Origin of the sequence: Helicobacter aurati (genome assembly GCF_003364265.1) — a bacterium.
Taxonomy (GTDB): domain Bacteria; phylum Campylobacterota; class Campylobacteria; order Campylobacterales; family Helicobacteraceae; genus Helicobacter_A; species Helicobacter_A aurati.
This window is the reverse complement of the sequence record NZ_NXLW01000004.1, coordinates 1-12,894: the sequence shown is the minus strand read 5'-3', so window position 1 is coordinate 12,894 and position 12,894 is coordinate 1. Positions and strand designations below refer to the sequence as shown.

The window sequence follows — 12,894 nt, the reverse complement described above, 5'->3', positions numbered from 1 at the left end:
ATTCTTAGAATCGCGCTTTCTTTTCAAGATATTTTTGTAATTCTTTCAGGGGCTTATCCCATTGATAAGCAATCTCTTGGATAAAAAGCTGCGTTTTGTCATACCAAATCGTTGTCTTATGCTGCCCTATTTTACCCCAACGCCAATCATGTTTTTTGTGTAGCAACACGAGTGTTTCAATCCCTAAACTCGCGCTTAAGTGCGCTACGGCTGAATCAATACTTATAACTAAATCAAGATTCTTAATGATTAGCGCGCTATCATGAAAATCTTTAATATGCTCACACATATCTAGCACGTGGTATTCTTGTGATAAATCAGAATCTAATCCTTCATATTGCAAGCTGACATATTGCAACCCTTCCCTAGGAAGAGATTCTAAGAGTTTTTGAGGATAAAGAGATTTTTTACGCGCATCTTGAAAATGCGGATTTGAGCTAAAGTTCAATCCAACCCTTAATATTTTATCGCCTATTGTGTAAGTAGTAGTTGAAGAATACGTTTGTGCCTGTTGCGCTACTTGTGAAATTTTTTTGTCATTGTTTGGCATTCGTTTGGAGGATGATTCTTCCTTAGTTGATTGATAAGTTGGAATCGCATGAGTAGTTTGTTGCATTGTTGTAGGCAAGTCAGTAAGTTGTGGTTTGTGTGGCTCGCTATCTAATGTTATGCCAAGATATTCTTGTATTGCGGATTCTTTAGGATGATTATTCAGGAATTGCAAGAGTAATGCAGAAAATTCTTGCAAAGATTCCCTAATAGTTAGAGAATCTGCCAATAAAAAAGCCAAACTTGGCAACGGAATAGCAACATCATAGTCTTCCGAAAAAGTAGTATATACTTCCAAATTAAAACAACTCAATAAAGCACATAATTCTTTTGAGACAAAAAGTATTTTTTGCTTGCATAAAAGTAACGGGATAAAACGCGCAAACATGATGCTATCCCCGAATCCCTGCTCGTGGTAAAGCGCAACTTTTTTATCCTCAATAAATCTTAGAATCTCATTCTTATCTCGCAAACCAAAGTCAAGAAAGTGCTTAGGGAAGTGATTAGTTTTTGCCGAAGCAAGGAGCGGTCTGCGATGCTCATATAAAGAAAAGCCTTGTTCAAAATCTTCTATACTTAGAAATAAATACGCAAGATTAATAATGTAACGTACATCACCATAAAGAGAAAGGGCTTTGATATAGGCTTGCTTTGCAAGTTCAATATCCCCTGCAACGCATAAAGTGTTTGCATAATTAAAGTAAAAGTTAGAATCTTTGCTATACATTGGTTCTAGCTGTTGGTATAGGGCAAGGGCGGAATCTATATTACCTAAATCCGCATAAGTTTGCGCTAAATTAATACCCGCATCACCTATACCACCTTCATAGGCAAGCAAATAATATTTCAATGCTGTTTTTAAGCTACCAATCGCTGCTTGCTGATTGGCAAGATTGAATACAGCGTGCATATCAGCGGGATTAATCTGGATAGCCATCGTATAGTGTTTGATAGATTGCTCATAATCCTGTAAATCACCATAACACTTAGCGAGATTAAAATGCAAGTTTTCATCTTGTCTTGGCAAAAAGCTACTTAGTAAAGCAATAGCCTGCAGTGTCATGTCGCTACGTCTGTAAAATTCCGCGAGGTTTAGAGACAAAAAGAACGCATTAGCTCCTCCATTGACTTTATCGATTTTTAAGGCTTCTTGAAGACAATCGATAGCTTCACTTCTTCTACCTAATTTTTCATAACTTAACGCACATAACCCCCAAGCCTCAATATTTTCAATACTCTTCGCAATAACTTGTAAACAGGATTCAACACATTTAGAATATTGTGCATTGTTAAAATAATGTTGAGCAATATTCATATCCATGAATTACCTTTAATATTTAATATAATAATCTTGATAATTGTAGCAAAATGCGTTTTTATAGTGATTAAATACAAAGAGAGTAATACAGTAAGAACTTGAAATGTGTTATTTCTGCACAGTTAAGCCATCAAAAGTCCCTTAATCTTATCCCGATACCTATGCGATTAACAGGCAAGCTATATTCATACAAACTATCTCCATGTCCCACTAGATATTGTAAAAAGATAGCATAATGTTTTGTGATTCCATAGCTATAATCTATTTCTACATTGCCTTTAAAATTCCAATATTCTCGATTAAAGTAATTATTGACAATATTATTGACAGTAAATTCTATAAGATGATCTCGGTATTGATAGGCGAGCTTTATATCTCCATAGCCAATATATTTGCCAATATCTGGATTAGTTGTTTTTCCATCAAATACGCTAATAATTGCCCACAATCTAAGTTGGATAGTAAAATTCCCATTTTTATAGCTTGCCGCAAAGATGATTCTATCAAGTGCCTTGCTACGTACGGTGTTTCTAGAATCTTCTACGAGGATTTTATCATCTTCTCCGTTACTTACATGTGTATACGCTATAGAGAGCCAATTGATATAGCTATTTCCGCCTAGATACAACGGCTTTTTATAGATAAAGCTTAGTTGGGGTGATAAATCAATATCTCGTAAGGGCGAACTTTGAGCGGAATTATAAGTTTGTAGATATATTTTTTGTGTGTAATCAAAGCTAAAAGAACAAAATTCACATAGCACATTATCTAATAACTCTAGCCGAAAACTAATCTGTGATTTGAAGTCTACTTTCTGTAAAGTATGGCTATACATTTTACTAAAACTGTAGTATGCTGGAATGATATACCATGGTTCATAAATTTTGAATCGTGTGAAAAAATTTTGATGTGCCAATGCAGTCTTAGAAGCAATTGGTGGGGGTTGTATAGCTTGGTACTCTGCTTGTATGTCTGTATCGTTAAAAGGTGTTTTAGAATTTATATTGGTTTGTTGAGTTATCTCTGTCGTCTGTGCTAGACACAAACCGCAGAGAATATAAATAAGAATAAATCGCACTTTATCTCCCAATCTATTCATTATGAAAAAAGAATAAAATAGTAGTATACAATTTGCAATAAGCATTAAATGGAGCTATAAAATCACTATGTTTTCAATTTCTGCATGAATCTCAAAATATTTTTCTATTTTGAAAGAATGCGCAATGTGGTAAGAAATAGAATCAAAATAACAAAGCAAAAATTATCGTTCTAAATTGTGTCTTTGTCATTCTAAGCTTTCATTAAGAAAGCGAAGAATTTCAATCTTTGCATTGTCATTTTGAAGGAAGCAAAGCGACTGAAGAATCTCTCAAAAATCTCGGCATTTGTCATTCTAAACCGGCTTTGCAAGGTGAAGAATCTCGTTTAACAAAGAGATGTTTATCCCGGCGGGAATTTACTCGCTCCCGCATCGCTACGCTCAACATGACAACGGGAGGTTAGCATGACAAAAGAAAGGGGCAACCTGACAAATAGATAAATAAATCACAACATAAAATGAATCAAACACGATAAAAGCAAGCGTTATAACAAATTGTAAAGTCTTTTGTTAGAAAAAGCAATAAGGAAAGCCATGGATACACAAAAATATTTGATTCTTCTAAAAAATCAAGATAGAACGCAAGATATTGAATCGTATACTCTCGAAAATGAATGCTTAAAAGTTAAGTTTTTTCATAATCATCGAATCTACACTCATAAAGCTGGAACATTTGTAGTATTTGACAACCCGCAGATTATTAATCCACAGACACAATTCCAGCAGTCTTTATTCTACAATGTCAATACAATCATTCTTTTCAAAGAATACTATAAAATCTTTTTTAACGATAAAAGCTCCAAACTCATACCTGCTTGTGAGTTAGAGATAAGCAAACCTAAAAAAGCAGATGTTTTTACTTATTGCAAAGAAATAGTCTCAAGTATAGGGTTAAAAGATCAGCAAGGCTTATCGCTTTTACAAAAATTCTTTGACAAAATCACACATATACAATCAAACTTAGCTCTATATGCGTATTTGCATGGAATTTGCAAGAAATTTACCGATAAAGAGCCCCTACTCTTTCCTTTTGGTTCGAATCTATCCCAAACTCAAGCCGTACAAAATGCACTGACAAATCAAATCAGCATTATAGAAGGACCACCAGGCACAGGCAAAACACAAACCATACTTAATATTATCGCCAACTTATTGTATAGAGATAAAAGTATTGCTGTGGTTTCAAATAATAATGCAGCGATACAAAATGTCTATGAAAAATTAAAAGACTATGATTTAGAATACCTTTGCGCGTTTTTGGGTAACAAAGAGAATAAAGAATCTTTCATACAAAATCAAAGTGGTGAGTATGCAGATTTAAGCTATGAGGCAATCAATATTCATAGCCACATAGAACAAATACAGCTTTATAACACAAAGCTTAAAGAAATATTCATCTTGCAAAATAACTTAGCGAAGAATCAATCTTTTTTAAAAGATTTTTCATTAGAGTTTGAGTATTTTATAAAAGAAAAGTCTTATCTTTTGCCTAAAATACGAAACCCCAAAACACTTACTTCACAAAAGATACTCCAAATAAAAATAGCCCTTGAAAATAACAAAAATATTTCATTCTTTTCTAAACTCAAGCTCATTTTTCTTGAAGGTATCGGTAACTTTAGTTTTTATAAGCAAGCCACGAATGATATTTTAAGCACTTATGAAAATTTGTATTATCTCTACAAACTTGACGAATTGAAAAAGAGCATAGAATCTAATAAGAAAGAATTACAAGATTTAGATAAAGACTTGATTCTAAAAAATCTCACAAACACTTCACTGCAACTTTTAAAAAATCATTTAAAGACAAAATTTGATTCCCAAAAACAACGCAAAGTTTTTAGCCTTAAGGATTTGTATGATAAGCCACAAGAGTTTTTAGGGGAGTATCCTATTATCTTTAGCACCACGCATTCTATAAAATCCTCACTGCATTTTGATTGTGTATTTGATTATGTGATTATAGATGAGGCTTCGCAAGTGGATTTAAGCACGGCAATCCTTGCTTTAAGTGCGGCGAAAAACATCGTTATTGTAGGTGATAGCAAGCAGCTTGGGAATGTTATTTCTAAAGCCGATATAGAGAAAATCGCAATACTCTCAAAGAAATTTTCTATTCCAAAGCATTATGATTATGCTTTGCAAAGCTTTCTTTCTTCAGCAAGCAAGAGTCTAAATAATGTTCCTAAAGTGCTTTTAAAAGAGCATTATCGTTGTCATCCTAAAATCATTGGATTTTGTAACAAAAAGTTTTATAACAATGAACTTGTCATTTTTTCAAAAGATTCTTATGAAAACGATGTAATAGAAGTATTGATTACTCCAAAGGGAAACTTTGCAAGAGGGCAAAGCAATAAGCGAGAGGTACAAGTTGTCATGCAAGAGCTTTTGCCAAGTTTGGAAGCAAAAATAGAACATGAAAACATAGGCATCATCACGCCCTTTAATGAGCAAAAAGCATTATTGCAAAATCACCTATCCAAGATAAGCCAAAAAATCCAAATTGATACCGTGCATAAATATCAAGGTAGAGAAAAAGAAGCTATTATCATCACCACCACAGCAAACGAATCAAACGCATTTATAGACGACCCGCAAATGCTCAATGTTGCGATAACACGAGCAAAGCGGTATTTAAGAATGGTTGTTTCACATAAAATCTACGAACAAAAAGGGCATATTCGTGATTTTATTGATTATGTGCAATATCATAATTTTGAGCTTAAAGAAAGCAAGATTCATTCTGTTTTTGATTTGCTTTACCAAGAAAACACAAGCTTAAGACATCAATTTTTTAAGAATAAGCAAAAAGTTTCAAAATATGATTCGGAAAACCTCATCTATCATTTACTTAAAGAAATCTTAGAAGAAAATAATTTCGCCTTAGATTTTGTCATACATTATCCCTTGTATAAACTCTTAAAATCCTATCATTTACTTGATGAAAACGAAAAACAATATGCGCAAAATCCGCTCACGCATTTGGATTTTTTACTTTATAGCACGATGAATAAACAGCCAATTCTCGCCATAGAAGTCGATGGTTATGCTTTTCACAAGCAAGAAACAAAGCAATATCAAAGGGATTTATATAAAAACAACATTTTGAAAAAATATGATTTAAAATTAATGCGCTTAAGCACAACAGATAGCAATGAAAAAGCAAGGATTATACAAACCTTGCAAGAAGTGGCAAAAGGGTGATGTTAAGCGTTACGTGGAATGCGCCACTTGAGGCTTTTAGGGATAAGCAAGGGCTTTTTGAAAGCTTGGGCGTGGAAATGGTCTACTATCCTTTGCATAAAACACATGAATTTTTGGGAATGAAAGTTCTGCCCACTTTTATGTGTAATAATGTAATAAAAAATCCACAAATTGAAAAATATATCGCGAATTACAGGTCGCATTTGCGCAAAGTGCTAGGATAAGATGATGAAAGAGAAAAATGCCAATCATTCATGGCAAAATTTATTCAAAATTTATTGGTTTTTGCTGCTAGCTTGGGCTTGGCTAGTCTAGCTTGCAAAAATCCTTAAAAACAGGGAATATGAAAGTCTTAATCATTGGTGCAAGAGATTCCAAATCGTAATTTTGGTCGCATTAGCTCCGCGCTAATTCCCATCATGAAAATGCGCTGCTTGTTGAGAGCTCGAATCTCAAATACACGATTATTCGCCCATGTTGGTTTAGTAATGCTGATTAGATTATGAGCTAACGCAAAAGGGTGAAACATTTAAGAATCCAGATGGGCTGATTTCACGCAAGAGTATCGCGCATCTTATCGCACGATTAACCCCAGAGCCAGAGTTTGGAATCCGCCAAAGTTTAAGGATTAATAAACCATAGCCATTGACAAACACTAAATACAATGTATATACTCTAATGCTTAATCCAAAAAGCTTAAGTGGCAATCATAATGCTTTTATATCTGGCGATAGTGCAGAGGCGAAAGAAAAGTTACCTCTATCTTAGAAAGCTTTGGTTGGGATAGAGAAAATATTATTGATTTAGATGGAATCATTAGTGCTAGGGCAACTGAAATGTATGCAAATTTGCTTTTTTCTATCACAAATACGCTTGGGACTTATGATTTTAATATTTCAATAATCCAAAAATCAAAACACAAAGGAACATAATGCAAAATCGTAGAAAACTCCTCAAAACTCTCACCATCACAGGCGCAGTTATCGGCACAGGCATAAGCCCAGTTTTTGCACAAAACAATACAAGAAACAAAGGAGAAAAAAATGAAAAAGTTGTTTGTTGTTGGCTTAGTCGGTCTATTTAGTCTTAATCTTTTAGCAAAGGAGGCACAAATGCAAAAGGCACAAGAAGTTATCAAAAGCGGAAGTCTAGGAAGCTTTAAGGGAGATTCTAAAATCTTTAGCGGCGAAGTTAATGTCAAAATGCTTTTTAAAAGCGGGGATTATCGCAATTATAGCGGTGCGCTTGTTAGCTTTAGCCCTCGTGCTCGTACAGCGTGGCATACGCACCCAGCGGGGCAAACGCTTATTGTTACAAAAGGCACGATTTACACAGGCACAAAAGAGGGAGTTGTGCATGTCGCACATGAGGGCGATTCGGTGCTTTGTCCGGCAGATATTCCACATTGGCATGGCGCGGGACTAAGTGAAAGCGGTTCGCATATTGCGCTAACGCACGAAAAAGATGGCAAGAATGTTACTTGGCTACAACTCTTAAGTGATGAAGAGTATGAGAGCTATATCAAAGAGGCAAGGTAAAGAATCTCAAAGTATAGAATCTCTTAAAAACTTCTAACAGAGATACTTTGTTTGCCTCACAAACTCAGTATGACAAGAATGAGGCTCAACATAACAAGATAAGAATTAACACAATAACCCGCCCTAACCCCTTTCCGCATAGGTGGAAAAAGTGGAAATTCCCTCGCTCTGCTTGGGCGGAGGAATAGAGGAATAATAACGTTTGTCGTGCCTTAGACTTTTGCAAAAAAGCGAAGAGTCTCTTAAAAACAAAAAGAGATGTTTCAGCTTCGCCTCAACATGACAAAAAGAGAATCTGAAATGAAGTATAAATAATACGTACTTGTAAAACCATAGCCTGTCATTCTGAAGAAGCGCAGCGACTAAAGAATCCCGCTCTTCCCTTTGTCATATTGAGCAAATGCGAAATATCTCAATAAGGATTCAAATAGAGATGTTTCATATTCATTCAACATGACAAAGCAGGAGCAACACGGCAATATCTTTGTTATTATGAAGTCTTGCATAGCAAGGCTCAAGAATCCCATATAATAGACTTAACTTTCTAACAAATTCCTAAAGCAATATAGGCTTTATCTCTTTATTTGTTCCTATTAGAATCTACCAAAATTACACAAGTCGGGCTACAAGATTTTGCGTTGTAATTAATAAACTTTAAGATACAATAAGCCTAAATCTTTATTCATTTTCAAGTTAAGGAGCAACGATGCAAGACGCCATAAAAGAAAGTATAGATCTCGCTAAAAAACTACAGTATCAAATTAACAAAGACTTAAGCTATTCTGAAAAGCAGTTTCGTAAAAAAATGATGAAAATGCTTCAAAATCCTCAAAATAAAGTCATGCTTATTGAATTGCTCGACAAGAGTTTTCGCTCTAAAGATCATTTGACTGCTTATGAATTTATTTCGCACACATTGCAAAGATACGGCATAGCAGACTTTTTTTCACCATTTGAAAAAATCTTATTGCAAAGTTTTCTAGGCATTGGTAAAAATATTCCTGCCTTAAGTGTCCCCTTTTTTATTAAGAATCTCAAAAATGATACTAAAACAATGGTACTCGATGAGAATCCAATTTTCTTAAAGAAGCATACTGACAAACGTAAAAAACAGCATATTGGCTTGAATGTGAATTTAATTGGTGAAGAAGTATTAGGCAATTTAGAGGCAAATTATCGTTTACGTAAATATGAAAACGCTCTCAATTCACAATATATTGATTACATATCAATTAAAATAACCACTATTTTTTCACAAATTAATATCCTTGATTTTGAATATTCTAAAGATGAAATTGTTAAAAGATTAGACAAACTTTATGCAATAGCGCAATCACAACAAGAAAATGGTAATCCAAAGTTTATTAATTTAGATATGGAAGAATTTAAAGATTTAGAACTCACCGTCGCGGCTTTTATGGAATCTATTGCAAAATTTAATATTAAAGCGGGCATTGTCTTGCAAGCTTATATACCAGATTCTTATGAATATCTTAAAAAATTAGTTGCTTTTTCAAGAGCAAGAGTAGAAGACGGTAAGCCCCCTATTAAGATTCGCATAGTTAAAGGGGCAAATATGGAATCAGAAGAAACAATAGCGAGCATCAAAGATTGGGAACTCCCAACGTTCAGACATAAAGTCGATACAGATTCCAATTACAATAAAATGCTTAATTATATCTTGCAAGATTCTCATTTTAAATACATTAATATTGGTATTGCCTCACATAATATCTTTCAAATAGCTTATGCTATGACGCGTATTAAAGAAGTTGGAGCAGAAGAATGTTTTACTTTTGAAATGTTGGAGGGAATGAATCTAAAAGCAAGCTTTGAAATTGCCAAGAATCATCCGCTTATTCTGTATGCGCCAGTTTGTAGTGATTCGCATTTCAATAATGCAATAGCTTATCTTGTTAGAAGACTTGATGAAAACACGGGCAAAGATAATTTTATGCGTTATGCTTTTGATTTGGAAATTGATTCTGCGGCATGGAAACAACAAGAACAGATTTTTATTGAATCATTGCATGGCATGGAATCTGTACGTGATACAAGTTATAGAAATCAAAACAGATTGCAAGCACCTTTTACCAATCAAGCGAATTTAGAAACATTCCACAATGAAGCTGATACTGATTTTGTCCTTGCGTGCAATAGAGAATGGGCAAATCAAATTAAACAGAAGTATCAGAATTTTACTCCCGTTACTATTACTCCTATTATTGGCGAAAACAGAATAAAAGATTCTGATAGTCGCGAGATTAAAGCAAAAGGTGAAAACCATCTGATTGGAGTAGTGCATAATGCAAGCGCAGCAAGCATCACGCAAGCAGTAGATTTCTTGCAAGCAAGTAAGCAAATCTTAAGCTTTGAAGAATTGGGCAATATTCTTTTACGAACAGCTGAAATTATTGCGGCTAAGAGAAACGATTTAATTGGAATCTCTGCGCTAGAAGTTGGCAAAACTTTCATAGAAACGGATGCCGAAGTTAGTGAAGCTATAGATTTCTTGCGATTTTATCCACACAGTATGCAGAAGATTCTAAAAGAACATAATAATTATGACTTTAGTCCTAAAGGTATAGGTGTAGTTATTACGCCTTGGAACTTCCCTGTGGCAATTTCTGTGGGTGGCATTGCAGCAAGTCTTGCTAGCGGGAATCGTGTAATTTATAAGCCGTCCAATATTTCATGTATCACGGGCAGTATGATCTGTGAATGCTTCTATGAAGCAGGATTGCCAAAAGAATATTTGGTCTTTCTCCCAGCAAGCGGGAAAGATATTAACGAAGTGGCTTTAGCAAGGGCAGATTTCGCGATTCTTACAGGCGGAGAAGAAACTGCTTACAGAATCTTAGAACAAAACCCCACCCTATTCTTAAGTGCGGAAACTGGAGGCAAGAATGCGACAATTGTTACCAAAATGGCGGATAGAGACCAAGCCGCTAAGAACATTCTACATTCAGCCTTTTCAAACTCTGGGCAGAAATGCAGTGCAACTTCGCTACTTATCCTTGAAAAAGAAGTCTATGAAGACGAAAACTTTAAACGTACTTTAGTCGATGCGGCACAAAGCATAAATGTCGGTTCGCCATTTGAATTCAAGAATAAAATTGGTTATCTTAGTGATACTATTAATGAAAAAATTAAAGAAGGATTAAAGTTACAAGTAGATGAGGAATGGGCATTAGAGCCTAGTTTCGCGAATGAAAATCCCTATGCAATGAAGCCTTGTATCAAGTATGGCGTGAGAGAGGGCAGCTTCTCTCATCTTAATGAATTTTTTGCTCCTATCCTCTCTGTCATGTGCGCGAGAGACTTAGAACATGCGCTACATATCGCCAATTCTACAGGCTACGGCTTGACGAGCGGCTTAGAATCCCTTGATGAGAGAGAGTGGGAATACTACTTGCGACATATACAAGCAGGAAATATCTACATTAATAAACCAACTACGGGGGCAATTGTGCTACGACAACCATTTGGCGGCATTAAAAAATCTGCAATTGGATTTGGTAGAAAGGCAGGCGGATATAACTATTTAACACAATTTCTTAACATAACGGCTAAGACAGAAAGAGACGCGGCGACTATCGCAGAGGCTACACAAAGCAATAACGTCTTTGAAGATAGATTCCAACACTTCATAATATCAAACTTACAAGGGCATAGCTTAGAAAGCGAAGTGAAAGGGACGTTAAAAAGCATCCAAAGTTATGGATACTACAATGAAAAAGAATTTATACAAAAAAGAGATGTTGTGCATATTCGCGGTGAAGACAACATCTTTTATTATATCCCCGTTGAATCTGTTATCTATCGCGTAAGCAAAGAGGACACATTAAGCGATATTCTCAAGATTATTGCTGCATGCCAGATTATTAATACCAAGCTTACTTTAAGTATTAAAGCAACAGAAATTAGCCAAGCATTAGAATTTGTGCTAGAGAATAGCAAGGCAATGGGCATTCAGAATCTCACTATTGCTTATCAAAGCCTGCAAGACTTCATCGCTGATGCCCCAGAATATGAGCTTATTCGTTATTTGGGAGCATTAGATTCTCACAGCGAAATTTGTCTAAAACTTATTAAGGAATGTGGCGCGAAAGGCAAGCTTATCGCTAATCACAAACCTTATGATAATGGTTATTTTGAGCTGCTGTATTACCACACAGAGAGGGCGGCAAGCATTGCATTTCATCGGTATGGGAATCTAGGCAGAAGGGTTTTGGCTGAATAATTGCTTCAATGCCTCCTGCTAATTATGGAGCTTAAACATATTATAGAGCGAGAATTAAGCGGATTAAGAGACAAAATATAAGGACGGCTTAGTTGCACTAAAAGAACATCGCAACACAACCAAGCTTTACAAACAAATAGGAAGGTGGGTTCATGAAACAAGTTTTTACTGCTTTTTGCTTAGTAGCATTGCTATCAGAATTGGGCTTAACTTATGACAATATTGATATAAATAATTTACAAAATATGGTAAATCAAGTGCATTCGCGAGCACAACAGAGAATAGTTGAATTTTCTAATGAAGAAGTACAACAATGGGCTGACGGTAATAAATGTAAGTATGGGAATAAACCGAAAGAAATGTGTGAATTTGTCAATGCAATAGTTAATATGGGTAAAGCCTCGCAAAAGGCTACTAGAATCGCAGAAAAATACACCAATGAAGATGGTAATCCGTTGAAAGGCGATAAATTAGAAAAACAACTCACACAACAAGACAAACAAGCTTATGATCTCTATCAACAGAGAATGGCAAATGGGTTTCTCCAAATGTGCACGTTGCATGATAAAATTGATGCTAATAATAGAGAGTTTTTAGAGAATCTTGAACTACGTTATAATGATACCTTGCTGTATGTGGAAGCTGAAACAAACGAATTGTGTGAAGTTTTGAAGCAACAAATGAAAGAAATCTCATCTAAATAAATCTATCAATTATTGACTAAATTAAATTATTGACTATATGATGCGACATATCTTGCAAGATTCTCATTTTAAATACATTAATATTGGTATTGCCTCACATAATATCTTTCAAATAGCTTATGCTATGACGCGTATTAAAGAAGTTGGAGCAGAAGAATGTTTTACTTTTGAAATGTTGGAGGGAATGAATCTAAAAGCAAGCTTTGAAATTGCCAAGAATCATCCGCTTATTCTGTATG

At 35.0% G+C, this 12,894-nt stretch carries 10 protein-coding genes and 2 pseudogenes; 8 read left to right on the top strand and 4 right to left on the bottom strand.

Annotated elements, in window-relative coordinates; translation table 11 throughout:
* Positions 1 to 4 precede the first annotated feature (4 nt).
* Positions 5 to 1,870, bottom strand: coding sequence for a tetratricopeptide repeat protein (locus CQA66_RS02905; RefSeq protein ID WP_104763131.1), 1,866 nt, complete (start codon positions 1,868 to 1,870; stop codon positions 5 to 7).
* Between the two features lie 127 nt (positions 1,871 to 1,997).
* Positions 1,998 to 2,945 (bottom strand): phospholipase A, encoded by a 948-nt coding sequence (locus CQA66_RS02900; protein ID WP_233707745.1) that lies wholly within the window; start codon positions 2,943 to 2,945, stop codon positions 1,998 to 2,000.
* 248 nt (positions 2,946 to 3,193) lie between these two features.
* Between CQA66_RS02900 and CQA66_RS09245 the strand changes: the two genes are divergently transcribed.
* The 3 genes and pseudogenes from CQA66_RS09245 to CQA66_RS02890 all read left to right on the top strand — a co-directional run.
* Positions 3,194 to 3,370, top strand: coding sequence for a hypothetical protein (locus CQA66_RS09245; RefSeq protein WP_158657015.1), 177 nt, complete (start codon positions 3,194 to 3,196; stop codon positions 3,368 to 3,370).
* Positions 3,371 to 3,500: 130 nt separating this feature from the next.
* On the top strand, positions 3,501 to 6,170 hold the full coding sequence (locus CQA66_RS02895) for an AAA domain-containing protein (RefSeq protein ID WP_104763130.1): 2,670 nt from the start codon (positions 3,501 to 3,503) through the stop codon (positions 6,168 to 6,170).
* A pseudogene (locus CQA66_RS02890) lies at positions 6,158 to 6,394 on the top strand (NAD(P)H-dependent oxidoreductase); the annotation flags it as partial. The gene CQA66_RS02895 and the pseudogene CQA66_RS02890, both read left to right, overlap by 13 nt.
* Positions 6,395 to 6,522: 128 nt before the next feature.
* On the opposite strand, the gene CQA66_RS09240 reads toward CQA66_RS02890, so the two are convergent.
* Complete coding sequence (locus CQA66_RS09240; RefSeq protein ID WP_158657014.1) at positions 6,523 to 6,699, bottom strand: hypothetical protein; 177 nt, start codon at positions 6,697 to 6,699, stop codon at positions 6,523 to 6,525.
* On the bottom strand, positions 6,671 to 6,877 hold the full coding sequence (locus CQA66_RS09235) for a hypothetical protein (RefSeq protein ID WP_158657013.1): 207 nt from the start codon (positions 6,875 to 6,877) through the stop codon (positions 6,671 to 6,673). The genes CQA66_RS09240 and CQA66_RS09235 overlap by 29 nt, the downstream gene beginning before the upstream one ends.
* Before the next feature lie 224 nt (positions 6,878 to 7,101).
* Between CQA66_RS09235 and CQA66_RS02885 the strand changes: the two genes are divergently transcribed.
* From CQA66_RS02885 to CQA66_RS02865, 5 genes and pseudogenes are all read left to right on the top strand, one after another.
* Complete coding sequence (locus CQA66_RS02885; RefSeq protein WP_104763128.1) at positions 7,102 to 7,254, top strand: twin-arginine translocation signal domain-containing protein; 153 nt, start codon at positions 7,102 to 7,104, stop codon at positions 7,252 to 7,254.
* A 28-nt stretch (positions 7,255 to 7,282) separates the two neighbouring features.
* Positions 7,283 to 7,708: a cupin domain-containing protein gene (locus tag CQA66_RS02880; RefSeq protein WP_233707748.1), complete on the top strand. Its 426-nt coding sequence runs from the start codon at positions 7,283 to 7,285 to the stop codon at positions 7,706 to 7,708.
* A 706-nt stretch (positions 7,709 to 8,414) separates the two neighbouring features.
* The gene (locus tag CQA66_RS02875; RefSeq protein WP_104763126.1) at positions 8,415 to 11,951 is read left to right on the top strand and encodes a bifunctional proline dehydrogenase/L-glutamate gamma-semialdehyde dehydrogenase; all 3,537 of its coding nucleotides are present in this window, start codon (positions 8,415 to 8,417) and stop codon (positions 11,949 to 11,951) included.
* A gap of 152 nt (positions 11,952 to 12,103) precedes the next feature.
* Positions 12,104 to 12,655, top strand: a complete 552-nt coding sequence (locus tag CQA66_RS02870; protein WP_104763125.1) for a hypothetical protein — start codon at positions 12,104 to 12,106, stop codon at positions 12,653 to 12,655.
* A gap of 67 nt (positions 12,656 to 12,722) precedes the next feature.
* Positions 12,723 to 12,894 (top strand): annotated as a pseudogene (locus tag CQA66_RS02865) (proline dehydrogenase family protein); the annotation flags it as partial.